At 70.0% G+C, this 26,324-nt stretch carries 26 protein-coding genes and 1 tRNA gene; 3 read left to right on the top strand and 24 right to left on the bottom strand.

The window, feature by feature from the left end; all coding sequences use genetic code 11:
* Positions 1-4: 4 nt before the first annotated feature.
* The 22 genes from AB3M34_RS07260 to AB3M34_RS07155 form a co-directional block, all read right to left on the bottom strand.
* The gene (locus AB3M34_RS07260; RefSeq protein WP_370618596.1) at positions 5-937 is read right to left on the bottom strand and encodes a F0F1 ATP synthase subunit gamma; all 933 of its coding nucleotides are present in this window, start codon (positions 935-937) and stop codon (positions 5-7) included.
* A 6-nt stretch (positions 938-943) separates the two neighbouring features.
* Entirely contained in the window at positions 944-2,581 is a 1,638-nt protein-coding gene (gene atpA, locus AB3M34_RS07255) for a F0F1 ATP synthase subunit alpha (RefSeq protein ID WP_370618594.1), read from the bottom strand.
* Positions 2,582-2,647: 66 nt separating this feature from the next.
* Positions 2,648-3,457, bottom strand: coding sequence for a F0F1 ATP synthase subunit delta (locus tag AB3M34_RS07250; RefSeq protein WP_370618592.1), 810 nt, complete (start codon positions 3,455-3,457; stop codon positions 2,648-2,650).
* Positions 3,457-3,999, bottom strand: coding sequence for a F0F1 ATP synthase subunit B (locus AB3M34_RS07245; RefSeq protein ID WP_370618591.1), 543 nt, complete (start codon positions 3,997-3,999; stop codon positions 3,457-3,459). The genes AB3M34_RS07250 and AB3M34_RS07245 overlap by 1 nt, the downstream gene beginning before the upstream one ends.
* A gap of 49 nt (positions 4,000-4,048) precedes the next feature.
* Positions 4,049-4,234, bottom strand: a complete 186-nt coding sequence (gene atpE / locus AB3M34_RS07240; protein ID WP_179428207.1) for an ATP synthase F0 subunit C — start codon at positions 4,232-4,234, stop codon at positions 4,049-4,051.
* Between the two features lie 118 nt (positions 4,235-4,352).
* Positions 4,353-5,135 carry a F0F1 ATP synthase subunit A gene (gene atpB, locus AB3M34_RS07235; protein ID WP_370618589.1) on the bottom strand — a complete coding sequence of 261 codons (783 nt, stop codon included), beginning with the start codon at positions 5,133-5,135 and terminating at the stop codon, positions 4,353-4,355.
* 88 nt (positions 5,136-5,223) lie between these two features.
* On the bottom strand, positions 5,224-5,427 hold the full coding sequence (locus AB3M34_RS07230; protein WP_370618587.1) for an AtpZ/AtpI family protein: 204 nt from the start codon (positions 5,425-5,427) through the stop codon (positions 5,224-5,226).
* Positions 5,428-5,454: 27 nt separating this feature from the next.
* Entirely contained in the window at positions 5,455-5,907 is a 453-nt protein-coding gene (locus tag AB3M34_RS07225; protein ID WP_370618585.1) for a hypothetical protein, read from the bottom strand.
* A gap of 82 nt (positions 5,908-5,989) precedes the next feature.
* Positions 5,990-7,117 (bottom strand): MraY family glycosyltransferase, encoded by a 1,128-nt coding sequence (locus tag AB3M34_RS07220; protein WP_370618583.1) that lies wholly within the window; start codon positions 7,115-7,117, stop codon positions 5,990-5,992.
* A 3-nt stretch (positions 7,118-7,120) separates the two neighbouring features.
* Positions 7,121-7,759, bottom strand: a complete 639-nt coding sequence (locus AB3M34_RS07215) for an L-threonylcarbamoyladenylate synthase (protein ID WP_370618582.1) — start codon at positions 7,757-7,759, stop codon at positions 7,121-7,123.
* Between the two features lie 43 nt (positions 7,760-7,802).
* Positions 7,803-8,654, bottom strand: coding sequence for a peptide chain release factor N(5)-glutamine methyltransferase (prmC, locus tag AB3M34_RS07210; RefSeq protein WP_370618580.1), 852 nt, complete (start codon positions 8,652-8,654; stop codon positions 7,803-7,805).
* Positions 8,651-9,754 (bottom strand): peptide chain release factor 1, encoded by a 1,104-nt coding sequence (gene prfA, locus AB3M34_RS07205; protein ID WP_370618578.1) that lies wholly within the window; start codon positions 9,752-9,754, stop codon positions 8,651-8,653. Before prfA ends, prmC begins: the two co-directional genes overlap by 4 nt.
* A gap of 94 nt (positions 9,755-9,848) precedes the next feature.
* Positions 9,849-10,055 (bottom strand): 50S ribosomal protein L31, encoded by a 207-nt coding sequence (gene rpmE, locus AB3M34_RS07200; protein WP_370618577.1) that lies wholly within the window; start codon positions 10,053-10,055, stop codon positions 9,849-9,851.
* A gap of 130 nt (positions 10,056-10,185) precedes the next feature.
* On the bottom strand, positions 10,186-10,368 hold the full coding sequence (locus AB3M34_RS07195; protein ID WP_370618575.1) for a hypothetical protein: 183 nt from the start codon (positions 10,366-10,368) through the stop codon (positions 10,186-10,188).
* Positions 10,365-10,844, bottom strand: coding sequence for a glutathione peroxidase (locus tag AB3M34_RS07190; protein WP_370618571.1), 480 nt, complete (start codon positions 10,842-10,844; stop codon positions 10,365-10,367). The genes AB3M34_RS07195 and AB3M34_RS07190 overlap by 4 nt, the downstream gene beginning before the upstream one ends.
* A 73-nt stretch (positions 10,845-10,917) precedes the next feature.
* Positions 10,918-12,780: a transcription termination factor Rho gene (rho, locus tag AB3M34_RS07185; RefSeq protein ID WP_407070176.1), complete on the bottom strand. Its 1,863-nt coding sequence runs from the start codon at positions 12,778-12,780 to the stop codon at positions 10,918-10,920.
* A 389-nt stretch (positions 12,781-13,169) separates the two neighbouring features.
* Complete coding sequence (gene thrB / locus AB3M34_RS07180) at positions 13,170-14,105, bottom strand: homoserine kinase (RefSeq protein ID WP_370618567.1); 936 nt, start codon at positions 14,103-14,105, stop codon at positions 13,170-13,172.
* Positions 14,102-15,181, bottom strand: coding sequence for a threonine synthase (thrC, locus tag AB3M34_RS07175; RefSeq protein ID WP_370618565.1), 1,080 nt, complete (start codon positions 15,179-15,181; stop codon positions 14,102-14,104). The genes thrB and thrC overlap by 4 nt, the downstream gene beginning before the upstream one ends.
* A complete protein-coding gene (locus AB3M34_RS07170) occupies positions 15,178-16,491 on the bottom strand; it encodes a homoserine dehydrogenase (protein ID WP_370618563.1) in 1,314 nt (437 codons plus the stop codon). Before AB3M34_RS07170 ends, thrC begins: the two co-directional genes overlap by 4 nt.
* 62 nt (positions 16,492-16,553) lie before the next feature.
* Positions 16,554-17,951, bottom strand: a complete 1,398-nt coding sequence (lysA, locus tag AB3M34_RS07165; RefSeq protein WP_370618561.1) for a diaminopimelate decarboxylase — start codon at positions 17,949-17,951, stop codon at positions 16,554-16,556.
* Positions 17,952-17,957: 6 nt separating this feature from the next.
* The gene (argS, locus tag AB3M34_RS07160) at positions 17,958-19,619 is read right to left on the bottom strand and encodes an arginine--tRNA ligase (protein WP_370618560.1); all 1,662 of its coding nucleotides are present in this window, start codon (positions 19,617-19,619) and stop codon (positions 17,958-17,960) included.
* 35 nt (positions 19,620-19,654) lie between these two features.
* Entirely contained in the window at positions 19,655-20,056 is a 402-nt protein-coding gene (locus AB3M34_RS07155; RefSeq protein WP_370618558.1) for a response regulator, read from the bottom strand.
* A 59-nt stretch (positions 20,057-20,115) separates the two neighbouring features.
* Here AB3M34_RS07155 and AB3M34_RS07150 point away from each other — a divergent pair.
* Positions 20,116-20,187 (top strand) — tRNA-Arg (locus tag AB3M34_RS07150).
* A gap of 69 nt (positions 20,188-20,256) precedes the next feature.
* Here the strand turns inward: AB3M34_RS07150 and AB3M34_RS07145 are convergent.
* Positions 20,257-21,117, bottom strand: a complete 861-nt coding sequence (locus AB3M34_RS07145; protein ID WP_370618556.1) for a 3-hydroxyacyl-CoA dehydrogenase — start codon at positions 21,115-21,117, stop codon at positions 20,257-20,259.
* Positions 21,114-21,758 carry a TetR/AcrR family transcriptional regulator gene (locus AB3M34_RS07140; RefSeq protein ID WP_370618554.1) on the bottom strand — a complete coding sequence of 215 codons (645 nt, stop codon included), beginning with the start codon at positions 21,756-21,758 and terminating at the stop codon, positions 21,114-21,116. The genes AB3M34_RS07145 and AB3M34_RS07140 overlap by 4 nt, the downstream gene beginning before the upstream one ends.
* Before the next feature lie 103 nt (positions 21,759-21,861).
* On the opposite strand from AB3M34_RS07140, the gene AB3M34_RS07135 reads away from it, so the two are divergent.
* Together AB3M34_RS07135 and AB3M34_RS07130 are read left to right on the top strand one after the other, a co-directional pair.
* Positions 21,862-22,458 (top strand): hypothetical protein, encoded by a 597-nt coding sequence (locus AB3M34_RS07135; protein ID WP_370618552.1) that lies wholly within the window; start codon positions 21,862-21,864, stop codon positions 22,456-22,458.
* Positions 22,459-22,550: 92 nt separating this feature from the next.
* Positions 22,551-26,318 (top strand): multifunctional oxoglutarate decarboxylase/oxoglutarate dehydrogenase thiamine pyrophosphate-binding subunit/dihydrolipoyllysine-residue succinyltransferase subunit, encoded by a 3,768-nt coding sequence (locus tag AB3M34_RS07130; protein ID WP_370618550.1) that lies wholly within the window; start codon positions 22,551-22,553, stop codon positions 26,316-26,318.
* Positions 26,319-26,324: the final 6 nt, after the last annotated feature.

Genomic DNA, 26,324 nt, shown 5'->3' with positions numbered 1-26,324 from the left:
GGTTTCACTCACTCCCGGCGTTCGCGTCGGCAAGGGCGTTCGCGCCACCGACGATCTCACTGATTTCCTGGGTAATACCGGCCTGGCGGGCCTGGTTGGCGACTCGCGTGTACTTCTGGATCAGATCCTCGGCGTTGTCCGTGGCGTTCTTCATCGCCTGCTGGCGCGCCGCGAGCTCCGAGGCCGCCGCCTGGAGGAAGCAGAAGTAGAGCCGGTGGTTCACGTACTTCGGCAGGAGAGCGTCGAGGACCTCCGACGCCGACGGCTCGAACTCGTACAGGGGCAGGACGTCACCGTTGTCAGGCGCTTCCTCACCCTCGACGACCTCGAGCGGCAGCAGCCGGATGACCTCGGGCGTCTGGCTGATCATCGACCGGAACCGGGTGAAGACCACGTGCAGCTCGTCGACCTCGCGCGCCGGGTCACCCGTCTCGGGATCCTCCGGATCGACGAGGAACGCCGCCGTCAGCACGTCGCCCACCTCGCGGGCATCCGCGTACGTCGGCCGGTCGGAGAAGCCCGTCCAGGACTGGACGACCGGACGCTGGCGGAAGCGGAAGTAGGCCTCGGCCTTGCGGCCGGTGACGTACATGTCCACCTCCTTGCCCTCGGCACGGAGCTTCTCGATGAGACGCTCCGACTCCTTGAGGACCGCCGACGAGTAGGACCCGGCGAGACCCCGGTCGCTGGCGATCACCAGAACCGCGGCGCGCTTCGGCTCCGGGTTCTCGGTGAGCAGCTTGTGGTCGACGGCACCGAAGGTCGCGAGGGCCGACACCGCGCGCGTGAGCTCGCGGGCGTACGGCGTCGCCGCCGCGGCCTGCTGCTGCGCCTTGATGATGCGAGACGCAGCGATGAGCTCCATGGCGCGCGTGATCTTCTTCATCGACTGTGTCGACTTGATCTTCGCGCGGTACTCGCGCAGTGAGGTTGCCATGAGAGGTCAGCCTCGCTTCTGCGCGACGATCTGCTCCTGCGAGACGTCCTCGTCCGCGAGAGCCTCGTGCTCTTCCTTGCCCGGCTTGATCGAACCGCCGGTGCTCGTCTCGAACTGGTCGGTGAACGTGTCGTACGCCGACTCGAGCGAGGATGCGGTGTCGTCGCCGAACTTGCTCGTCTCACGGATGGAGTCGAGGATGCCGGGCTCGCTGCGACGCAGGTAGTCGAGGAACTCCGACTCGAAGCGCGAGACGTCCTCCACCGGCACCGGGTCGAGCTTGCCGGTCGTACCGGTCCAGAGCGAGACGACCTGCTCCTCGACCGGGAACGGCTGGTACTGACCCTGCTTGAAGAGCGCCATCAGGCGCTCGCCGCGAGCGAGCTGCTGCTTGGAGGCCGCGTCGAGGTCGGACGCGAACATCGCGAACGCCTCCATGGCGCGGTACTGGGCGAGCTCGACCTTGATCGAACCGGTGACGGCCTTCATCGACTTCAGCATCGCCGAGCCGCCGACGCGCGACACCGAGATGCCGACGTCGACCGCGGGACGCTGGTTGGCGTTGAAGAGGTCCGACTGCAAGAAGATCTGACCGTCGGTGATCGAGATGACGTTGGTCGGGATGTAGGCCGAGACGTCGTTGGCCTTGGTCTCGACGATCGGCAGGCCGGTCATCGAGCCGGCACCCAGCTCGTCGGACAGCTTCGCGCAACGCTCGAGCAGCCGGCTGTGGAGGTAGAAGACGTCACCCGGGTAGGCTTCGCGGCCCGGCGGGCGACGGAGCAGCAGCGACACGGCGCGGTAGGCCTCGGCCTGCTTGCTCAGGTCGTCGAACACGATGAGGACGTGCTTGCCCTCGTACATCCACTGCTGGCCGATGGCCGAGCCGGTGTAGGGAGCGAGGTACTTGAAGCCGGCAGAGTCGGACGCGGGGGCCGCGACGATCGAGGTGTACTCGAGGGCGCCTGCCTCCTCGAGCGCCGAGCGCACCGACGCGATGGTCGAGCCCTTCTGGCCGATCGCGACGTAGATGCAGCGGACCTGCTGCGTCGGGTCGCCACTCGCCCAGGCCTGCTTCTGGTTGATGATCGTGTCGATCGCGATGGCGGTCTTGCCGGTCTGGCGGTCACCGATGATCAGCTGGCGCTGGCCGCGGCCGATCGGGGTCATCGAGTCGATGGCCTTGATGCCGGTCATCATCGGCTCGTGCACGCTCTTGCGCTCGACGACGCTGGGCGCCTGGAGCTCGAGCGCACGACGCCCGCTGGTCTCGACCTCGCCGAGGCCGTCGATCGGGTTGCCGAGCGGGTCGACGACACGGCCGAGGTATCCGTCACCCACGGGGACGGACAGGACCTGGCCGGTCCGCTTGACCGGCTGGCCCTCCTCGATGCCGGCGAAGTCACCGAGGATGACCACGCCGATCTCGCGCACGTCGAGGTTCAGGGCGAGGCCGAGCGTGCCGTCCTCGAACTCGAGCAGCTCGTTGGCCATCGCGGACGGCAGGCCCTCGACACGGGCGATTCCGTCCATCGCCTCCGCGACGGTGCCGATCTCCTCGGTCGTCGCCTGCGGCTTGTAGTCGCTGACGAACTGCTGGAGCGCGTCGCGAATCTCGTCGGGACGGATCGTGAGCTCCGCCATGTCAGTGCCTGCCTTCTTCTCGATCGTGCTGGGGAAGTTCTCGGGAGGGGGTTGTGGGAGCCATCGTCAGCCGGCGAGGGCCCGTCGGGCGTCTGCGAGGCGGGTCGAGACCGTGGAGTCGATCCGCTCGCCGGCGATCTCGACGGAGATGCCGCCGATCACGTTCGGGTCCACGGTGACGTCCACGTGCACGTCTCGACCGTACTTGCGGGCCAAGGCTCCGGCCAAACGCTGCTTCTCGTCGTCGCCGAGCGCGTACGCCGAGACGACGCGAGCCTGGAGCCGGCCCTCTCGGGCGATGGCGTCCTGCGCGAACGCGGCGATCGCCGTCTCGTAGCTGCGCCCGCGTGACGCGACCGCCTGGCGAGCCAGCGCGAGCACGACGTCGTCGGCCTGGTCGCCGAGGAGACGGGAGACCAGCACCTGACGCCCCTCGACCGACGCGGTCCGGTCGTTGAGCGTCTGACGCAGCTCGGGGTCGCTGGTGGTGACGCGTGCGAACGCGAACAGGGTGTCGGCGACCGTGTCGAGCGAGCCTGCACTGTCGGCGGCGCTGAGGACCGCCTGGACACCGGCCTGCTCGAGCGCGTCGGACAGGTCGCGCCCGGCGCTCCACCGCCCGCGGGCAGCCGCGACGACGACGTCGACGGCGCCCGAGCCGATCTTGTCGCCGAACAGCGTGCCGACGAGACCTGCCTTCGCGTCCGACTCCGTGGCGGGGTCGGACAGGACCCGGCGAAGCACCGGGTTGGCGTCGAGCGCACCCACGACCGCGAACACGTCCGTGCCCACGGCGACGCCCTGTGCACCGTCCGCGGTCACGCCGCCGACGGTGTCCAGGACCTGGGCGAGCGAGGTCGCCGAGACGCCGCGCATCAGTTCGCCGATCCGTTCGACGAACCCTCGAGGTCGACGATGAAGCGATCGACCGTACGGCGCTGACGCGCCTCGTCCTCGAGCGACTCACCGACGATGCGCGAGGCCAGCTCGGTCGAGAGCTGACCGACCTCGCGGCGCAGGGACTGCACCGCCTGAGCGCGCTCGGCCTCGATCTGCTGGTGCGCGGCCGTGACGATGCGCTGCGCCTCTTCCTGCGCCTGCGTACGGAGCTCGGCCGTGATCTGCGCGCCCTGCTCGCGGGCTTCCTCGCGGATCCGCGCGGCCTCGTGGCGTGCCTCGGCGAGCTGAGCGTTGTACTGCTCGAGCGCCGCCTTGGCCTCCTCCTGCGCCTGTGCGGCTTCCTTCATGCCGCCCTCGATCGCGGACGTACGCTCGGCGTAGGCCTTCTCGAAGTTGGGCACGACGAACTTCCTGATCATGAAGACCAGGATGAGGAAGACGACGACACCGAGGATGATCTCGGGGACGTGCGGGACGAGCGGGTTGAGCTCCTCTGCCGCCAGGTTGGTGCTACTCATGGGCTGACCTCGTCATCGAAAGATGGTCGGTGGAACGCGTCGGCGTGCGTCAGAGGACGAACGCGAGCGCGATGCCGATGATCGCCAGCGCCTCGGCGAGCGCGAAGCCGAGGATCGCGATGGTCTGCAGGCGCGACTGCGCCTCGGGCTGACGTGCGACGCCGTTGATGTACGCGGCGAAGATCAGGCCGATGCCGACGCCCGGGCCGATCGCAGCCAGGCCGTAACCGATCATGTTGAGGGAGCCGTCCACGGCTGTTCCTTTCGTCGTGACGCGAGGTGCGTCGCTGTGGTGAACCTTGGTGGGTTCGCTACGGGGGCGGTATGAAGTTGTCGGTCGTGGAGCTGGTGGATCAGTGCTCGTCGGCGAGCGCGCCGCCGATGTACTGAGCCGTCAGCAGGGTGAAGACGTAGGCCTGCAGGAACATGACCAGCGCCTCGAGGAAGCTCACCGCGATGGCGAGGATCCAGGCGATGACACCGATCGGGGCGTACCAGAGGTTGCCCGAGTCGAACACCAGGTAGCTGCCGCCGAGGGTGAAGAGGATCAGCAGCAGGTGGCCGGCGAACATGTTGGCGAAGAGTCGAAGTGCCAGCGTGACCGGCCGGACCAGGATGTTCGACATGAACTCCAGCGGCACGATCAGCACGAGGATCACGCCGGTGACTCCGCTGGGGACCGACTGCAGCTTGAAGTAGCCGAGGAAGCCGTGCTTCGCGATGCCGACCCCGTTGTAGAGGATCCAGGTGAGCGCGGCGAGGGCGTAGGCGTATCCCGAGTGCGAGAACGTCGGGAACTGCAGCAACGGGACGAGCCCGTAGAAGTTGTTCACGAGGATCAGGAAGAACAGTGCCGTGAGGTACGGGACGAACTTCATGAAGTCGTGCGACCCGATCGAGTCGCGGGCGATGCTGTTGCGCACGAAGTTGTACGCGTACTCACCGGCGAACTGCATCTTGCCCGGGACGACCGCCGCGCGGCGCGAGGCGGCGTAGAAGAGACCGAAGATCAGCACGGCCGACAGCACGTACAGCACCATCGGCTTGGTGACGTCGCCGAAGATCGGCGGCAGATCGAAGTCGGCGGGTCCCGGCGGGTGGAACTCGGCGAGGACGGTCCGTCCTTCGGTGGTCACTCGATCACCTCATCTTGGGCACGGTCGCACCGTGGATCCACGGGCGTAGCGGGTACGTCGGGCATGGTGGCGGAGAGTGACTCGGTGGTCAGGACTTGTCCTGCAACGCTGCGAACACGGTGTAGATGCCGAGCGCCGCTCCGAGGACGATGCCGATCACCACCATGAACGAGGTGTGCCACCAAAGGTCCAACAGATAGCCGAGGGCTCCGTAGACCAGAACCCCACCGCCGATCCTCCCCACAGCGACCCAGGGGTCGTGGGAGGTGGGGGACGGTGAGGAGTCGCTCATTGCCATCCGAACGGTAGCACGTCTGATTCATCGTCCATCCCCCAGGTCCGAGGGGGTTCCGAGGTCGTACAGCGGGCGCCTGCTGGAGGTCGCGGCGACGATCTCGAGGGCCGTCACGACGAGCGTGCAGACGATGACGGTGACGCCGAGAGCTCCCCCGTCGATCGCGTCTCCGACGAGACCGGACTCCGCCAGGACGACCGCGGCAGCCACCAGGAGGAGGATCTTGGTGCCGTAGAGCATCAGCGCGACGAGCATCGTCCCGCCGGTGGCCGGACGGGTCAGCGGCCGGAGCACGGCGAAGGTCGCTCCGAAGAAGGCGAACACCACGCCGGCGCCGATCAGGGCACCGAGAGCCCCGGGCCATCCAGCGACGACAGCGGCCGTCACCACGCACACGGCACCGGCCGCGAGCGCGACGCCGACGAGCACGCGCGTGGTGCGAGCGCTGTGGCGATCGGATCGCTGGGTGGTCGTCATGGGGCGGCCGTCCAAACGTGCGGGGTGGATGTTTGTGAAAAGTAGCACAAGGTCTCCGACGCGCCCAAATCCGGGGGCAGCGCTACGGATTGGCACCGCTCGGACGGCCGACGCGAGGCAGCCAGAAGACCACGAACGCCGTCACGCCCACCATCACCAGTACCCCGATCACCGCACGCCATCCGCCGACGAGCCCGAGGGCTACGGCGCCGAAGGCGACGACCCCGGCGATCATGTACATCGCCAGCACGGCACGACGGTGCGAGTGCCCGATCTCGAGCAGCCGGTGGTGCAGGTGCAGCTTGTCCGGTGCGAACGGTGACCGGCCCGCGCGGGTCCGGCGTACGACGGCCATCAGCAGGTCGACGAAGGGCACCAGCAGGACCGCGAAGGGCAGCAGCAGAGGCAGCAGCGCAGGGAAGAGGGACGCTTCCGCGCCACCGAGGCCCTGGATCGCCTCCGCCGCCGAGAACCGGCCGGACAGCGAGATCGCCGAGCACGCCAGCACGAAACCGATCAGCATCGCGCCCGCGTCGCCGATGAACATGCGTGCAGGGTTGAAGTTGTGCGGCAGGATCCCGACGCAGACGCCGGCGAGCGCTGCGCAGAGCATGGCCGAGGCGATCGCGTTGGTCTGCCGGTTCTCGGCGACCAGCACGAAGGCGTAGATGAAGAACGCGATGGCGCCGATGCCGACGACGCCTGCAGCCAGGCCGTCGAGGCCGTCGACGAAGTTCACGGCATTGACGCAGATGACGATCGTGAGGACCGAGAAGAGGATCGACTGGATCGGGTCGATGGCCCAGGTCGAGCCCGGCAGAGGCAGGTAGACGAGCTGGACGCCCATCGAGACCGTGATGACGGCGGCGAGGACCTGGCCCGCGAACTTCGTCAGGGCGTCGAGCTCGTACACGTCGTCGATCACCCCGACGAGAGTGATCACCGAGGCGCCGACCATCACCGCGCCCGCATCGGCGAGGACGGCGTCCTCCGAACGCGACAGGAACGGCATCTGCGATGCCACCAGGTACGCGGCGAGCAGGCCGAAGAGCATGGCCAGCCCACCCAGGTACGGGATGGGGACCGCGTGGACGTCGCGGTCGCGCACCGGCGCGTACGCCCCGACCTTCATCGCGCCCTCCCGGGCCAGGACGGCCAGGAGGTAGGTGACCGCGACGGCGACCAGGAAGACGACGAGGTACTCGCGCACGGGTCAGTCGACCTCGACCCCGAGCTCGGCGATGCGGGTTGCCGTGATCGCGCCGGTACGGACGATCCGCGGACGCTCGCCGGTGCAGTCCACGATCGTCGAGGGAAGACCGCTGCCGGCCGGCCCGCCGTCGAGGTAGACGGCGACGCTGTCGCCGAGCTGCTCCTCCGCCTCCTCGATCGTGGTGGCGGCCGGATGGCCGGTGAGGTTGGCGCTGGAGACGGCGAGCGGGCCCGTACGACGCAGCAGGTCGAGGGCCGTCTCGTCGGCGGGCATCCGGATGGCGACGGTCCCCCGGGTCTCCCCGAGGTCCCACACCAGCGACTCCTGCTGACGGCAGATCACGGTGAGAGGTCCGGGCCACAGGGCGTCGGTCAACGTGTGGACGTACGGCTCGACCCGCGCGGCGAGGGCGTCCAGGGTGGTGTTCGAGGCGACGAGGACCGGCGGTGGCATGTGGCGACCGCGTCCCTTCGCCGACAGGAGCGCGGCGACCGCGGTCGGCTCGAAGGCGTCGGCCGCGATGCCGTACACCGTGTCGGTCGGCATCACGACCAGGGCACCGTCGCGCAGGGCCTCCCGCGCAGCCTCGAGGCCGGTCTCGCGTTCGTCGGGGTCGAGGCTGGAGAACCGTTCACTCACAGGGGCCATCGTGCCAGCCCGCTTCTCGGCACGAGCGCCGGACTCACCGGCGGACGCGGCGGGCGGTCACGAACCGTGGCCTGCCGGCAAGATCCAGCCGGTCGCGCACCTCGTCGAAGGCGCCGTTCGTGACGAACACCGCCGGCGCCGACTCCCCCTGCACGTCCGCGTGCTCCGCACCGACGGCACCGCCGTCACGCAGCAGCCGCGCGGCGGTGGCCGCAACGTCGTGCATCGCGTCGAGGCCGTCCTCGCCCGACCAGAGCGCGAGGGCCGGGTCGTGGTCGCGTGCCTCGACGGCCACGGACTCCCAGGCGGTCAGCGGGATGTAGGGCGGGTTGGAGAGCACCAGGTCGACCGTGCCGTCGAGGTCGGCGAACGCGTCGGCGAGGTCTCCGTGCCGAAGGTCGACGTCGAGCCCCGAAAGATTGCGCTCGGCGTAGGCGAAGGCCGCCTCGCCCAGCTCGACCGCGTGCACCCGGGCGTGCGGACGCTCCGACGCGACCGCGCCGGCGATCGCTCCCGAACCGGTCCCGAGGTCGACGACGACCGGGTGCGAGACCTCCAGGGCGTCGATCACGGACAACCCCCAGTCGACCAGCGACTCGGTCTCGGGCCGTGGCACGAACACGCCGGGCCCGACCGCCAGCTCCCGGTAGCGGAACGCCGCCGTCGTGGTCAGGTGCTGCAGGGGCTCGCGGGTCTCGCGCCGGGCGACGAGCGACTCGTACGCCGCCGCCTGCGCGTCGTCGAGCGCGTCCACGACCAGGAGCCCGGTCCGTGACGTGCCGAGGACGTGGACCAGCAGGAGCTCGGCGTCGATGCGCGGCGACGCGACCCCCGCGGCGTCGAACCGGCGCGTGGCCTGCGCCAGCGCCGTACGGACGTCGGTCACGCCCCGTCCTCGGTCGCAGAGCCCTCGACCGCGGCGAGACGGGCAGCGAGATCGGCCTCGACGCACGCCGTGACGACGTCGTCGAGGGCGCCGTCCATCACCTGGTCGAGGTTGTACGCCTTGAAGCCCACGCGGTGGTCGGAGATGCGGTTCTCGGGGAAGTTGTAAGTGCGGATGCGCTCCGAACGGTCGACCGTGCGGACCTGCGACCGGCGTGCGTCGGACGCCTCGGCGTGGGCGGCGTCCTGGGCCGCCTGGAGCAGCCGCGACCGGAGGATGCGCATCGCCGACTCCTTGTTCTGGAGCTGGCTCTTCTCGTTCTGGCAGCTCACGACGATGCCGGTGGGCAGGTGCGTGATGCGGACGGCCGAGTCGGTCGTGTTGACGCTCTGACCACCAGGCCCCGACGACCGGAAGACGTCGATGCGGAGGTCGTTGTCGTTGATCGCGACGTCGACCGCCTCCGCCTCGGGCAGCACCAGGACGCCGGCCGCCGACGTGTGCACGCGGCCCTGGGACTCGGTCACCGGCACTCGCTGCACGCGGTGGACCCCACCCTCGAACTTGAGCTTCGCGTAGGGCGCGTCGCCGGGGTCGGGCGTGCCCTTCGCCTTCACTCCCACCGTGACGGACTTGTAGCCGCCGAGGTCCGAGGCGTTCTCGTCGATCAGCTCGGTCTTCCAGCCCTGGGTCTCAGCCCACCGCAGATACATCCGGAGCAGGTCGCCCGCGAACAGGGCCGACTCCTCGCCGCCCTCGCCTGCCTTGATCTCGAGGATCGCGTCCTTGGAGTCGGCGGGGTCGCGTGGGACGAGCAGCCGCTCGAGCCGTTCGGCGAGCTGGTGCTCGCGGACGGACAGGGTCTCGACCTCGGCCGCGAAGTCGGGGTCCTCACCGGCGAGCTCGCGGGCCGCCTCGAGGTCGTCGACCGTCTGCTGCCAGTCGCGATAGGTGCGGACGACGTTGGTCAGCTCCGCGTACCTCTGGCCCAGCCGCTTCGCGAGCGCTGGGTCGGTGTGGACCGAGGGGTCGGCCATCTGCGTCTCGAGGTCGGAGTGCTCACGCACCAACGACTCGACGGCATCGAACCGCGTGCTCATCAACCCCTCCTCGTTCCGCTGGTCTCGCCTGCCGAGACCTGACACGACAACGGCGCCGGTCCACGCAGGGAGCGTGGCCGGCGCCGGGAGGTCGTTACTTCTTGCCGTAGCGCTTCTCGAAGCGGGCGACGCGGCCGCCCGTGTCCAGGATGCGCTGCTTGCCCGTGTAGAACGGGTGGCATGCCGCGCAGGTCTCGACGCGGATCACTCCGCCGGTCGCGGTGCTGCGGGTGGTGAACGTGTTGCCGCAGGTGCAGGAGACCTCGGTCGCCACGTACGTGGGGTGGATGTCGTTCTTCATGGTGTCCTCTCGATCGGCCGCTGGGTCGTCCCGCGGGTCGGGGCGTGAACCAGAGCCTTGTCCATTGTGCCATCGACGTTCTGTCAAACACGAATCGCCCGCCGCGCATTCCCGTGGACGACGGCGCCGGTCACGCCGTGATCATCGACCCGGCCACCAGGATGATCGACAGCCCGAGCAGTCCGACGCTCACCGTCAGGAACACGCCGAGCTCCGAGATCGGGACCCCTTTGTTGGCCTCGGTGAGCGCGAAGAGCACGGAGGCCGCGGCGAGTGCGTTGAGCAGCACCACCGTGACCAGCAGCGGGTTCACGTCAGGAGCTTCTCGATGTCGCCGGCGATGTCCTCGGGCTTCGTGGTGGGCGCGTAGCGGTCCACGACCTGGCCGTCGGCGTCGACGAGGAACTTCGTGAAGTTCCACTTGATCCGGTCGCCGAGCACTCCCGACTTCTGGTCCCGCAGCCACTGGTAGAGCGGGTGGGCGTCGGCGCCGTTCACGTCGATCTTGGAGAACATCGGGAACGTCACGTCGTACGTCAGGGAGCAGAACTCCTTGATCTCCGCGTCGTGGCCCGGCTCCTGGTTGCGGAACTGGTCGCACGGGAAACCGAGCACGACGAGGCCCTCGTCCTGGTACTTGCGGTAGAGCTCCTCGAGCCCCTCGTACTGCGGCGTGAAGCCGCACTTGCTCGCGGTGTTGACGACGAGGACGGCCTTGCCACGGAACTCGTCCAGGCTGCGCTCGTTGCCGTCGATGTCGACGGCACGGAAGTCGTATGCGGAGGTCATGGCGACAGAGTACGGCCACGACGAAGGCGGCCGGACCCTCCCGGGTTCAGCCGCCTCCGTGCCGTGCTCGTGATCAGTCGTCGTCGCTGCCGCGGCGCCCCGTCGACGGGGTCGACTGGTTGATCTGCATGAGGAACTCGACGTTGCTCTTGGTCGACTTCAGCTTCTCGAGCATCAGCTCGAGGGCCTGCTGACCGTCCAGCGCCGACAGCACGCGCCGGAGCTTCCAGATGATCGCGAGCTCCTCGCGGCTCATCAGCAGCTCCTCGCGGCGGGTGCCCGACGACTCGACGTCGATCGCCGGGAAGATGCGCTTGTCGGCGAACTCGCGGCGCAGGCGCAGCTCCATGTTGCCGGTGCCCTTGAACTCCTCGAAGATCACCTCGTCCATCCGCGACCCGGTCTCGACCAGGGCCGTGGCGAGGATCGTCAGGGATCCGCCGTCCTCGATGTTGCGCGCCGCGCCGAAGAACTTCTTGGGCGGGTACAGCGCCGACGAGTCGACGCCGCCGGACAGGATGCGTCCGCTCGCGGGAGCCGCCAGGTTGTAGGCCCGGCCGAGGCGGGTGATGCCGTCGAGCAGGACGACCACGTCGTGACCGAGCTCGACGAGACGCTTGGCCCGCTCGATCGCCAGCTCGGCGACCGTCGTGTGGTCGGTGGCGGGACGGTCGAACGTCGAGGCGATGACCTCGCCCTTGACCGTGCGCTGGAAGTCGGTGACCTCCTCCGGACGCTCGTCCACGAGGACGACCATCAGGTGGCACTCGGGGTTGTTCGTGGTGATCGCGTTGGCGATCTGCTGCATGACCATCGTCTTGCCGGCCTTGGGCGGCGACACGATCAGGCCGCGCTGGCCCTTGCCGATCGGCGCGACGATGTCCATGATCCGGCCGGTCATCTGGGTCGGCTCGGTCTCGAGGCGCAGCCGCTCAGAGGCGTAGAGCGGGGTGAGCTTGGCGAACTCGACGCGCTGCTTGGCCTCGTCGATCGTCATCCCGTTGACCGACTCGATCTTGACGAGCGGGTTGAACTTCTCCTTGCGCTCGCCCTCACGGGGCTGGCGCACCTGGCCGACGATCGCGTCGCCCTTGCGCAGGCCCCACTTGCGGACCATCGACAGGGAGACGTAGACGTCGTTCTCGCCAGGCAGGTAGCCACTCGTGCGGACGAACGCGTAGTTGTCGAGGACGTCGAGGATGCCCGCTGCCGGGATCAGGACGTCGTCCTCGCTCACGATCGGCTCGGACTCGCGGGACCCGCGCTCGGGCCGCTCGCTGCGCTGCTCCCGGTCGCCGCGGTTGCGGTTGCGGTTGCGGTTGCGGTTGCGGCGGCGACCGCCGCCCTCACCGTCGCGATCAGCGTCGTTGGCATCGCCACGGTTGGCATCGCCACGGTTGGCATCGCCACGGTTGCCGTCGCCGCGCTCGGTGCGCGCATCGCGCTCGGTGCGGTCGTTGCGCTCGGTGCGGTTGGCATCGCGCTCGCCACGCTCGTTGCGCTCGTTGCGGTTGTCGTTCTTCTTCTCGCCGCGGTCGCCGCGGCTTTCCTTCTTCTCACCGCGGTCGTCGCCGCGGTTGTCGTTCTTCTTCTCGCCGCGGTCACCGCGGGGCTTCTCCGCGCGGTCCTCGCGGGGAGCGTCGGCCTTCTCGCGGGGCTGCTCGCCGCCGCGGTCCGCGCGCGACTGCTGCACGCGCTCCTCGCGCGGCGCTTCGACACGGGGAGCGGGCTCGCGAGTGGGCTCGGCCGTCGCCGGCGCAGGGGCCGCGGCGGGGGCGGAAGCGGCCTGCGCGGCCGGAGCCGCGGTGCTCCCGCCGGCAGCGGGGCCGCCGCCCTGAGCGGCCTGGATGGCCTCGATCAGGGCGCCCTTGCGCATCTTGCCTACGCCCTTGATGCCCAGACCGGAGGCGATCTGCTGCAGCTCGGGGAGCACCATCCCGTTGAGGCCGGTGCCGCGTCGACGCGGGGTCTTGGCAGCCGCGGTCTCGACCGCGGGCTCGCCGGCGCCGCCGAGCAGGGTGGGTGTTTCGGTCACGTGAGGTCCTTCCCACGTCAGGCGGCGCTCAGGCACCGCTCGTTGTCAGCGGTCCGTACGATGTCGCGGACCACCAAGGCTCGACCTCGTGCCACGAGGCCGAACGAAGCATTGCGATTCCCACGCGGGTCCTGGAACTCTGAGCGTCGAGCGACGTCAGGAGGATGCGGGGATGAACGGAGATCGAGGGGGTTCGATCGAGTCGGACCCTCTCGGATCACCTGATCGACCATAACATCCGTCACCGTCCATCTGTTCCACGTGGGTGCAGCGAGTCACACAATCGTGACCTAACGCGCGGTCGCCGCGGGACGTGTCCCCCACTGGTCGACCTGCAGCGGAAGCACCGCCCACCCTGCCGGCGCCTGCGAGACCAGGCGCGCCTGGTCGTACGCGTCGGTGACGAACGCGAGCACCGTCGGCCCCGCGCCGGAGATGATCGCGGGGACCCCGGCGGCGCGCATCGCCTCGACGAGGGCGAACGAGTCCGGCATCGCGGGCGCGCGGTAGCGCTGGTGCAACCGGTCGTCGGTCGCTTCGAGGAGAAGCTCGGGATGCGCCCCGAACGCGGCGACGAGCAGTGCTGCTCGGCCGGCGTTGCGTGCCGCGTCCGCGTGGGGGACGGACTCGGGCAGCAGTCCGCGCGCGACCTCCGTCTTGACGCCCTCGCTCGGGACGAACGCCACGGCGGAGACCGGTGCCTCGAGCCGGACGGCGCGTCCGCCCTGGTCGTCCATCCACGCGATCGTCAACCCGCCGAGGAGCGCGGCCGCGACGTTGTCGGGGTGTCCTTCGATGTCGGTGGCGAGCCGGAGCGCTGCGGCGTCGTCGAACGCGACCTCCGGCGACGGCTCGTCGACGGCGAGCAGGGCACGGGCAGCGGAGATGCCGCCGACGATCGCCGCGGAGCTGGATCCGAGGCCGCGGGCGTGCGGGATGCGGTTGACGCAGTGCACGCGCAGGCCCGGCTGCGAGAGGCCGAGCCGCTCGAAGACCGCGCGCAGCGAGCGGACCACCAGGTGGGACTCGTCGAGAGGCACCTCGTCGGCACCCACACCGGTGACCGTGACCTCGACGCCGTCTCCGCCGACGACCTCGGCGGTCACCTCGTCGTACAGGGTGAGTCCGAGACCGAGGGCGTCGAAGCCGGGACCGAGGTTCGCGGACGACGCCGGGGTCACGACGGTGACCGGCCCGTCGACGAACCGGGTCGTGCTCTCGCTCATGCGAGACCGGCGAGCTCGGCCGCCTTGCTGACGTCGGCGTCGATGACGTTCTCCGGGATGACCCCGAGGTGCGCGAGTGCCGTGTCGATGTCCTTCAGGCCGTTGCCGGTGACGACCACGGCGATCGTCGCGCCACGTGGCGCCTCGCCCGCGGCGGCGGCCTTGAGGAGGCCGGCGACACCAGCGGCCGAGGCCGGCTCGACGAAGACTCCGTCACGACGGGCGAGCTCTCGCTGCGCGGTCAGGATCTCGTCGTCGCTGACGGCCGCGATCCTCCCCCTGGACTCGTCGCGGGCGGCGATGGCCAGGTCCCACGACGCGGGGTTGCCGATCCGGATCGCGCTGGCGACGGTCTCGGGGTCCGGCACCGGTGAACCGATGACGAGCGGCGCCGCACCCGCGGCCTGGAAGCCCCACATCTCCGGGGTGCGCGTGGCGACACCGTCGGCGGCGTACTCGCCGTAGCCGAGCCAGTACGCCGAGATGTTGCCGGCGTTGCCGACCGGCATGACGTGCAGGTCGGGTGCGTCGCCGAGGACGTCGACGATCTCGAACGCGCCGGTCTTCTGGCCCTGAAGCCGGACCGGGTTGACCGAGTTGACGAGCGCGACCGGGTACGCGTCGGCCATCCCGCGGGCCATCGCCAGGCAGTCGTCGAAGTTGCCGCGCACCTGAACGACGAGCGAGTCGAACATCAGTGCCTGGGCCATCTTGCCGGCGGCGATCTTGCCCTGGGGCACGAGCACGACGGGCTTGAGGCCGGCGCGGACCGCGTAGGCGGCCATCGACGCCGACGTGTTGCCGGTGGACGCGCACACGACGGCCTTGGCGCCCTCCGCGACGGCGACGGTGATCGCGGCGGTCATCCCGCGGTCCTTGAACGACCCGGTCGGGTTGCTGCCCTCGACCTTCAGCCACACGTCGCTGCCCGTGACCTCCGACAGCCACGTCGAGCGTACGAGCGGTGTGCCGCCCTCCCCCAACGTCACGGCCGGGGTGTCGCCGACCATCGGGAGGCGGTCACGGTACTCGTCGATCACGCCGCGCCAGGGGCGGGCGCCGTGCTGCTCGGTCACAGTCCTTCTCCTTCGACGCGCATGACGGACGACACCTCGCGGACCATCGGAAGGTCGCTGAGCTGCCGGACCGTCCGCGAGAGGGCGGCGTCGGTCGCGGTGTGGGTGATGACGACGAGCTGGGCGTCGTCGCCGTGGCCGTCCTGGCGGACGCCCGAGATGGAGACCTCGTTGTCGGCGAAGGCCAGGGCGACGGAGGCGAGCACACCCGCCTTGTCGTCGACGTCGAGGGCGATGTGGTAGCGGGTCCGGGCGTCGCCGATGCCCAGGACACGGCGACGGGCATGGGTCCGCTCCGGGGGCGCGGTCACCCCGAGCAGGCGGTTGCGCGCCACTGACACGAGGTCGCCCAGCACCGCGCTCGCGGTCGGCGACCCGCCGGCGCCCGGCCCGTAGAACATCAGCTGCCCGGCGGACTCGCTCTCGACGAACACCGCGTTGTAGGCACCGCGGACGCTCGCCAGCGGGTGCTCCTTGGGGATCATCACCGGATGCACGCGAGCCGACACGGCGCCGCCGTCGACGCTCTGGTCGCAGATCGCCAGCAGCTTGACCACGCACCCCATGTCGTCGGCCGACGCGATCTCGTCCGGGGTGACCGAGGTGATGCCCTCGCGGTGCACGTCGTCGATGGTGACGCGGGTGTGGAACGCGAGGCTCGCGAGGATGGCGGCCTTGGCTGCGGCGTCGAAGCCCTCGACGTCCGCGGTCGGATCGGCCTCGGCGAACCCCAGCCGCTGCGCCTCGGCGAGCGCCTCGTCGAATCCCTGACCGGTGGTCGTCATCGCGTCGAGGATGAAGTTGGTGGTGCCGTTGACGATGCCCAGCACACGCCGGACGTGGTCGCCGGTCAGCGACTCGCGCAGCGGCCGGACGATCGGGATCGCGCCGGCGACGGCTGCCTCGTACGACAGGTCGCGCTCGGCGGCCTCCGCGGCGGCGAACAGCGTGCTGCCGTCCTCGGCCAGCAGCGCCTTGTTGCCGGTGACGACCGAGGCGCCGTGCTCGAGAGCGGAGAGCACGAGCGAGCGAGCGGGCTCGATGCCGCCGATGAGCTCGATGACGACGTCGAGGTCGCCGCGGCGGACGAGACCGGCGGCGTCGGTCGTCAGCAGCGCCGGATCGAAGGCCGTCTGACGGTCGGCGCGGTCGCTGCCGACGGCGACGCCGACCAGCTCGAGGCGAGAGCCGACCCGCTGGGCCAGCTCGTCGGCATCACGGGTCAGCAGGCGTGCCACCTCGCTGCCGACGGCACCGTGGCCGAGCAGCGCGACGCGCAGCGTGCGGGGTTCGTGCGGGTGGGAGGTCACCGGTCCAGCCTAGTCGTGGTCGGGGATGTCGGACCTCGATGTCCGAACTGGGGCAGTGGTCGTCAGTCGACGTCGAGGCGCAGCAGGTCGTCCTCGGTCTCGCGCCGCACGATCAGCCGCGCCTGTCCGTCCTTCACCGCGACCACGGCGGGTCTCGGCACGTGGTTGTAGTTCGAGGCGAGCGAGCGGCAGTACGCTCCCGTGCCCGGCACCGCGACGAGGTCGCCGGGCGCCACGTCGGCCGGGAGGAACTCGTCCTTGACGACGATGTCTCCGGACTCGCAGTGCTTGCCGACGACGCGGCTGAGGACCGGCGGCGCGGTCGACGCGCGCGAGGCGAGCGAGCAGGAGTAGTCCGCGTCGTACAGCGCCGTGCGGACGTTGTCGCTCATACCTCCATCGACGGCGACGTAGCGTCGCGAGGCGCCGCCGTCGAGGGCGACGTCCTTGGTCGTGCCGACCTCGTACAGGGTGAACGTCGACGGGCCGGCGATCGCGCGACCCGGCTCGATGGACAGCCGCGGCACCGCGATGCCGAGCCCGCGGCACTCGCGCTCGACGATCTCGCGCATGCCGTCGGCCAGCCGCTGCGGGGTGGAGGGGTCGTCCTGGGTCGTGTACGCGATGCCGTAGCCGCCGCCGAGGTCCAGCTCCGGCGCGACGTAGCCCAGCTCGTCGGCGATCCTCGCGTGGAGCGTGACCACACGGTGCGCGGCGACCTCGAAGCCGGACGTGTCGAAGATCTGCGAGCCGATGTGCGAGTGCAGGCCGAGCAGGTGCAGGGACGGCTCGGCCAGCACCCGGCGTACGGCCTCGAAGGCGTCGCCCTCGGTGATCGAGAGGCCGAACTTCTGGTCCTCGTGCGCCGTGGCGATGTATTCGTGGGTGTGCGCCTCGACGCCGGCCGTGACGCGCACCATGACGTGAGCCGTCACGCCGAGCTCGGCGGCGAGGCTCGCAACGCGCTCGACCTCCACGAACGAGTCGACGATGATCTTGCCGACGCCCACCTCGAGCGCCCGACGGAGCTCCGCGACGCTCTTGTTGTTGCCGTGGTGGCCGATCCGGGACGGGTCGACGCCGGCCCGGAGCGCGACGGCGAGCTCCCCGCCGGTGCAGACGTCCATCCGCAGGCCCTCGTCGGCGATCCAGCGGGCCACCGCCGTGCACAGGAACGCCTTGGCCGCGTAGTAGACGTCCCAGCCGGCGAACGCCTCAGCGAACGCCCGGGCGCGCCCGCGGAAGTCGTCCTCGTCGACGACGTACAGCGGGGTGCCGAACTCGGCGGCCAGCTCGCGGGCGCTCACGCCCGCGACGGCGACCTCACCGTCGGCGCGACGCTCGACGTGCGTCGACCACAGGTGTCCGACCAGGGCGTTGATGTCGTCGGGCTCCCGCAGCCACGCGGGGCCTCGGCTGCCGGCCTGGCCGTGAAGGGCCCCGGCCTCGTGCGAGCGCACCGCCGGTCACATCCGCTCGGGCGCCGAGACGCCGAGCAGCTCGAGGCCGTTGGCGACGACCGTACGGGTGGCGTCGACGAGAACCAGCCGTGCGCGGTGGATGTCGCCGATCTCCTCGTCGCCCTGCGGCAGCACCCGGCACACGTCGTAGAACTTGTGGAACACCGACGCGGTGTCCTCGAGGTAGCGCGCGATGCGGTGCGGCTCGTGGTACTCGGCGGCGCGCGCGACGACCCGCGGGAACTCGGCGAGCGCCCGCAGCAGGGCTCCCTCGCGATCGGTCGAGAGCAACGTGAGGTCGGCGGAGTCCGGGGCGGGGACCAGGCCGAGGTCGGCGGCGTTGCGCAGGATGCTCGACAGCCGCGCGTGGGCGTACTGGACGTAGTAGACCGGGTTGTCGTTGCTCTGCCGGGTGACCTCGGCGACGTCGATAGTCAGCGGCGAGTCGACCGGGTGCCGCGACAGCGTGTAGCGGAGCGCGTCGACGCCGATCATCTCGACGAGCTCCGTCAGCGTCACCAGCGTGCCGGCACGCTTCGACAGCTTGACCTCCTCGCCGTCGGACAGGATCTTCACGAGCTGACCGATGAGCACCTGGAGGTTGTAGCCGGCCTTGTCGCCCGCGCACGCCGCCATCGCCTGGAGCCGTCCCACGTAGCCGTGGTGGTCGGCGCCGAGCAGGTAGAGGCACTGCTCGAACCCACGCGCCCGCTTGTCGAGGTAGTAGGCGGTGTCGGACGCGAAGTAGGTGAGCTCGCCGTTCGACCGGACCAGCACACGGTCCTTGTCGTCGTCGAAGTCGGTCGTACGCATCCACGTCGCGCCGTCGGACTCGTACAGGTGGCCCTCGGCCGCGATGATCTCCAGCGCGCGGTCGACGGCGCCCGAGCCGACGAGCGCCCGCTCGGAGAACCAGACGTCGAAGAGCGTCCGGAAGGCGGCGAGGTCGGCCTGCTGCTTGGCGAGCTGGAACTCGTAGCCCTTCTCGCGGAAGGCGGCCAGCTGCTCGACGAGGGGCAGGTCGAGGATGCCGGGCTCCGCCGCGACCACCTCGGCGGCCAGGTCGACGACGTAGCCGCCGTGGTAGCCGTCCTCGGGAACGCTCTCACCGCGCGCGACCGCCATCAGCGACGCGCCGAACTTGTCCATCTGGCTGCCGCGGTCGTTGATGTAGAACTCGGTCGAGACGTGGGCGCCCGCAGCGGTGAGGACACGAGCGATCGCGTCGCCGACCACCGCCCACCGCGTGTGGCCGAGGTGCAACGGACCGGTCGGGTTGGCGGAGATGAACTCGAGGTTCACCGCCCGGCCCGCGAGGGTGTCGGAGCGACCGTACGCGCTGCCGGCGCGGACGATCTCGCCCGCGAGCGCACCCTGCGAACCCGTGTCGACCCGGACGTTGAGGAACCCTGGTCCGGCGACCTCCACGGACCCGATCCCCGGCGACTTCGCCAGCTGCTCGGCGAGCGCGGCCGCAAGGTCGCGCGGGGCCATGCCGGCCTTCTTGCCCAGCTGCAGCGCGACGTTCGTCGCGTAGTCGCCGTGCTCCTTGACCTTCGGTCGCTCGACGACCACGGTCGTCGGGAGCTCGGCCAGGACAAGGGTCCCCGAAGCCGCGAGGGACTTCAGGGCGTCGACGATCGCGTCCGACAGCTGTTCGGGAGTCACCTACGAATCGTATCGAGAGCCGTCAACGTCAATGACTACGCCTGGACGCCGTTGCCCACGAGCACCTCGCGCACGGTGTCGACGAGGACCGCCGGGTCGAACGGCTTGGTCACGTACGCGTCGACTCCGACGTCCTGGCCGCGCTGGAGGTCGTGCGCCTGGACCTGCGTCGTCACCATGACCACAGGGATGTCGCGGGTGCTCGGCGAGCGGCGCAGCGCCCGGACGGTGTCGAGACCGTCCATGCGGGGCATCACGACGTCGATCGTGACCACGTCGGGGCGCGTGTCGACCACCACGTCGAGGCACTCCAGCCCGTCGGCGGCCTCGAGGACCGTCCACCCCTCCAGCTCGAAGTTCGTCCGCAGCAGCAGCCGGATCGAGTCGGTGTCGTCGACCACGAGGACACGCGGCGGCCGGCCGTTCGGGAAGGGCATGTGCGCAACCGTACTCGGCGTGCGATACCGTTGTCCGGCTCGCTGCAAACAGCGAGCGCGCCCCCGTAGCTCAGGGGATAGAGCACCGCCCTCCGGAGGCGGGAGCGTAGGTTCGAATCCTACCGGGGGCACAGGCGTCGGGCCGCTGACCTGCAACGACAGGTCGGCGGCCCTTCACTTTTCGGCGGGCGTGGCTCGCGTCAGCGCGGGTACGAGTAGAAGCCCTCCCCCGACGCGACGCCGAGCTTCCCCTGGTCGATGAAGTCACGCTTCAGGATCTCGGCGAACTTCTGCTGCGACGGTTCGTCGGAGGTCCGCGCGATGTTGTACGGCGTGACCATGCCGATGACGTCGAAGATCTGGAACGGACCCATCGGTGCCCCGGTCGCGATGCGCCAGGTCTTGTCGATGGTCTCGACGTCGGCGACGCCTTCGACCCACAGGGCGGAGGCCGCGTTGAGCAACGGGACCAGGAGCGAGTTGAGGACGTAGCCGGCCTGCTCCTTCTTGACCTCGATCGGCACCATGTTGATCGAGCGGGCGAACTCCACGACGGTCTCGTAGACCGCCGGGTCCGTCTTGGCCGTGCCCATCACCTCGGCGGTGTTCTGGACCCAGATGCGGTTGGCGAAGTGGAGCGCCAGGAACCGGTCGGGCCGGCCCGTGGCCTCCATGAACTCGCTCGGCAGCAGGGTCGAGGAGTTCGTGGCGAAGATCGCGCGCTCCGGCGCGGACTCCCCCACCGTCTGCCAGGTGGCGCGCTTGATCTCGAGGCTCTCTGGCACGGCCTCGATCACGAGGTCGGCGTCCTTGACGGCCTCCGCGAGGTCCGCGGAGTACGTGATCCGGGCGAGCCCGTCCTTCGCTTTCCCGCCCGTCGCGCCCTCGACCTGCGCCTCGTACGTCGCGACGAGGACGTCGAAGCGCTCGCGCGCCTTGTCCAGAGCGGTCGCGTCGATGTCGTACGCGACGACGTCGAAGCCGGCGTACGCGGTGGCGTACGCGATCTGCGAGCCGAGGACTCCGGTCCCGAGCACGGTCACGGTCTTGATGTCTGTCATGTCGTTGCTCCCTTCCGAGCAGGGGTGGGCGCGGCAAGGTAGCCGCGCACGATGAGGGCGACCTGGGCGGCCAGGTCGTCGGCGAGCGGATCGGTGACGAGGTCCGGGCGGGCCGCGGTGAGGATCGCCACGTGCACCGAGGCGAACACCGCCTCGGCAGCAGCCCGTGACCCGGGCGTAGCGGCTCGGGGGTGGTCGCGGGACCAGGCGGTCTCCAGGGCGGCGCCGATGGCGGTGACGAACCCCTCGACCAGGGCGAGAGCCTCCCGACGGTAGGCGCCCTCGGCCCCGAACATCACCTCGCGCTGGTAGACGGCCGTGTTCTCGGCGCTCTCCCGGCTCTGCGCGAGCAGCGGGCCGACCAGCGCGATCACCGCGCGTACGCCGTCGTCCTCGTCGCGCGCCGCGGCCTCGCCGGCGGCGAGCGCGTCGGAGACCCGGGCGTTGGTGGCCATGAGCAGCAGCTCCGACTTCGTCGCGGCGTAGCGGAACAGGGTGCCCGCGGCGACGTCGGCCCGGTCGGCGACCCGCTGCGTCGTGACACGCGCGTAGCCGTGCTCGGCGAAGAGCGCCGAGGCGGCGTCGAGGATGCGCTCGCGCTTCTCCTGCTTGTTGCGCTCACGTCGGCCGGTGTCCGCCATGCCGTCACCTCGTATCACCCGTTTGAACTCCACTCATAAATGAGCGTACTCCGTTTCGTTCGAGAACCCCAGGGCGGCCGCCCGGCGTCGTACGCTGGTCCGCATGCGAGCCGAGCGTGGCAACCGGGTCCCGAGCTGGGCGGCGTGGCTCTCTGTCGCCGCGCTCGCCGGTCTGACGATCGGTCCCGTCCTCGCCGTCGTCGCTGCCGGCGCCTGCGCCGCGGCGCTCACGGCCGAGGAGGTCGGCTATCGGCGACGGGCCCGCGCCCACTTCGCACGGCTGCACCGCACGACCCAGCGGCGCCACGACGAGATCCTCGACGCCTGGATGGAGATGCGCGAGGGCGATGTCGACCGTCCGTCGTCGCAGCTTGCCGACGACGTCCTGCGGACACCCACCGCCCGGTTCGTGACAGTCGCCGGGCAGTGCACCGACGCGCGAGGGCTGGTCCGCGCCCGCGACTACGCGACGGTGATCGCCTACCGCGACGCCGTACGCGACCTCGAGGTGGCGTGGCGCCGCCTCGAGCTCCACGCGCGCAGCATCGACGCCTGGAGCGACGCGCGCCGCTGGGGACGCGACCACCTCCCCGAGTCCGCCGCCGCCCTCGTGACACCGCTGGTGCCCGTCGTCCGGGCCGCCGCCATGAACGCCTGGCGTGCCGCCGAGTCCCGTTTCACCGCGTCGCGCGCACGCTAGACGCGGCGCCCGTGCGCCGCGAACGGTGAGGGTCGTCACTGTTGCGTGCCGTCTGTGGCGACCCTTCGGTCGGGGTCTACCCTGGTACGCGTATGCCCTGTGGGCGTGGGAGACATTCGGACAACCCGGAAGAGGCGATCGAGGCCGTGGCCGAGAGCGACAGCCCCCTGCCAGATTTTGGCACCAACCAGTGGCTGGTTGAGGAGATGTACGAGCGCTACAAGACCGACCCCGCGTCGGTCGACGCGTCGTGGACGCGACTCTTCGAGGGAGGTGGAACGACGCCGGCCAGCCCGCCGACCGGGACGGCGACGGCGACGAAGACGAAGGCCGCCCCTGCCGCGACGGTGAAGGCGCCGGCGAAGCCCGTGCCCGATCAGGCAGCGGCGAAGCCCGCTGACACGAAGCCCGCTGCGAAGCCCGCGGCAGCCAAGCCGGCAGCCAAGCCCGCCGCGAAGCAGGCGACCGCCTCCGCACCGCCGGCGAAGGCCAGCACCCCCGCCCCGGCCGCCACCGACGTCGAGAAGGTCGTCCTGCGCGGCGCCGCGGCCCGCACCGCGCTCAACATGGACGAGAGCCTCACGGTCCCCACCGCGACGAGCGTCCGGTCGGTCCCGGTGAAGCTGCTGATCGACAACCGCATCGTCATCAACAACCACCTCGCCCGCGCACGCGGCGGCAAGGTCTCGTTCACCCACCTCATCGGCTACGCGCTCGTCAAGGCGCTCCGGGCGATGCCGGAGATGAACGCCGGCTTCGAGGTCGTCGACGGCAAGCCGCACCTCCTCAGGCCGGAGCACATCAACCTCGGCCTCGCGATCGACCTCGCCAAGCCCGACGGCACGCGCCAGCTGCTGGTGCCGTCGATCAAGCAGGCCGACACGATGGACTTCGCCGGCTTCTGGACGGCGTACGAGGCCGTCGTGGACAAGGCCCGCAACAACAAGCTCACGGTGGCCGACTTCCAGGGCACCACGATCAGCCTCACCAACCCGGGCACGATCGGCACCAACCACTCGGTCCCGCGCCTGATGAAGGGGCAGGGCGCCATCATCGGCGTCGGCTCCATGGACTACCCGCCGGAGTTCCAGGGCGCGTCCGAGCACACGATCGCGACCCAAGCGATCTCCAAGATGATGACGCTGACGTCGACCTACGACCACCGCATCATCCAGGGCGCCCAGTCCGGTGACTTCCTGCGTCGCGTCAGCGGTCTCCTCCTCGGCGAGGAGGGCTTCTACGACGAGATCTTCGCCGCGCTCAGGATCCCGTACGAGCCCATCCGGTGGGCACGCGACATCGCGGTCAGCCACGACGACGAGGTGCACCGTCAGGCGCGCGTCCTCGAGCTCATCCACGCGTTCCGCGTGCGCGGGCACCTGATGGCCGACACCAACCCCCTCGACCACTCCCCCCGCAGCCACCCCGACCTCGAGATCTCCTCGCACGGTCTGACGCTGTGGGACCTCGAGCGCGAGTTCGCGACCGGCTCGTTCGGTGGCCGCGAGCGTCGCTTCATGAAGCTGCGCGAGATTCTCGGCATCCTCCGCGACTCGTACGCCCGCACGTCCGGCATCGAGTACATGCACATCCAGGACCCGGAGCAGCGTCTCTGGATCCAAGAGCGCGTCGAGCGCCCGCACACCAAGCCGCCCCGCGAGGAGCAGCTGCGGATCCTCCACAAGCTCAATCAGGCCGAGGCGTTCGAGACGTTCCTGCAGACGAAGTTCGTCGGTCAGAAGCGCTTCAGCCTCGAGGGCTCGGAGACGACGATCCCGCTCGTCGACGAGATCTGCGAGGCTGCCGCGGCCGACTCGCTCGACGAGGTCTGCATCGGCATGGCGCACCGCGGACGCCTCAACGTCCTGGTGAACATCGCCGGCAAGAACCCCGGCTACGTGTTCCGCGAGTTCGAGGGCAACATCGACCCGCGCACCGTCCAGGGCTCGGGTGACGTGAAGTACCACCTGGGCGTCGAGGGCGAGTTCACGGCCGCGAGCGGCGACACCATCAAGGTGTCGGTCGCTGCGAACCCGTCGCACCTCGAGGTCGTCGACCCGGTGCTCGAAGGCATCACGCGCGCCAAGCAGGACCGCCTGAACCGCGGCGAGGAGTTCCCGATCCTCCCGCTGCTCATCCACGGCGACGCGGCGTTCGCGGGGCAGGGCGTGGTCGCGGAGACGCTCAACCTCTCCCAGCTGCGCGGCTACCGCACCGGCGGCACCATCCACGTCATCGTCAACAACCAGGTGGGCTTCACCACCTCGCCGAGCTCGTCGCGGTCCTCGACGTACGCGACCGACGTCGCCCGGATGATCCAGGCGCCGATCTTCCACGTCAACGGCGACGACCCGGAGGCGTGCCTCCGCATCGCCCAGCTGGCCTACGAGTACCGCAAGGCGTTCAAGAGCGACGTGGTCATCGACCTCATCACGTACCGCAAGCGAGGTCACAACGAGGGCGACGACCCGAGCTTCACGCAGCCGCTGATGTACGACGTCATCGAGAACAAGCGCTCGGTCCGCGTCCTCTACACCTCCGCGCTCGTGGGTCGTGGCGACATCACGATCGAAGAGGCGGAGGGCGCGCTCAAGGACTACCAGGACCAGCTCCAGCGGGTGTTCGCCGAGGCGAGCACGGTCAGCGACTACCAGACCGCCCCCGAGTACCCGGAGAAGCCGGAGCTGGAGCGCGTCGAGACGGCCGTCTCCATGGAGACGCTCAAGTCGATCGCCGAGGCGTACACGGCCGTTCCCGACGGCTTCACCGTCCACCCGAAGGTGCTCCCGCAGCTGCAGCGTCGCGCCGCATCGATCACCGCCGGCCCCATCGACTGGGGCACCGGCGAGATCATCGCGATCGGCTCGCTCCTGCTCGACGGGCGCCCCGTGCGCCTCGCCGGCCAGGACTCGCGCCGCGGCACCTTCTCGCAGCGGTTCGCGACCATCATCGACCGCAAGAACGGCAACGAGTGGACACCGCTCACGCGGATGTCCGAGGACCAAGGCACGTTCTACATCTACGACTCGCTGCTCAGCGAGTACGCCGCCCTGGGCTTCGAGTACGGCTACTCGGTCGCGCGTCCTGAGGCACTCACGATGTGGGAGGCGCAGTTCGGCGACTTCGTCAACGGCGCTCAGTCGGTCATCGACGAGTACATCTCGGCGGGCGAGGCGAAGTGGGGCCAGAAGTCGGGCGTCGTCCTGCTCCTGCCGCACGGGTTCGAGGGCCAGGGTCCCGACCACTCGTCCGCACGCATCGAGCGCTTCCTGCAACTCGCTGCCGAGGACGCGATGGTCATCGCCCAGCCGTCGACGTCTGCCTCGTACTTCCACCTGCTGCGCCAGCAGAACCTCGAGAGCGAGCACCGCCCGCTCATCGTGTTCACGCCCAAGCAGCTGCTCCGCCTGAAGGCCGCCGCGTCGCAGCCCGAGGACTTCACGTCGGGCACGTTCCAGCCGGTGCTCGCGGACCCGTCGGAGTCGAGCATCGCCGCGGACGCGGTCGAGCGCGTGATCCTGACCTCCGGGCGCGTCGCGTACGACCTCCTCGCGAACCGGTCGACGGTGGAGGCGGACGGCATCCGTACGGCGATCCTGCGTGTCGAGCAGCTGTACCCGGTCCCGGTCGACGAGATCAAGGCCGAGCTCGCGAAGTACCCGAACGCACGCGAGCTGCGCTGGGTCCAGGACGAGCCCGCCAACCAGGGGCCGTGGCCGCACATGGCGCTCAACCTGGCGCCGGAGCTGGACCTGCCGCTCGTCCGTGTCTCGCGTGACGCGTCGGCCGCCCCGTCGGTCGGCAGCCACAAGCGTCACGTCGAGGAGAACAAGGCGCTCATGGAGCGCTCGTTCGCCTGAGGACCG

Origin of the sequence: Mumia sp. Pv4-285 (assembly GCF_041320275.1) — a bacterium.
Lineage (GTDB): Bacteria > Actinomycetota > Actinomycetes > Propionibacteriales > Nocardioidaceae > Mumia > Mumia qirimensis.
This window is presented reverse-complemented; position numbering and strand designations above follow the sequence as displayed.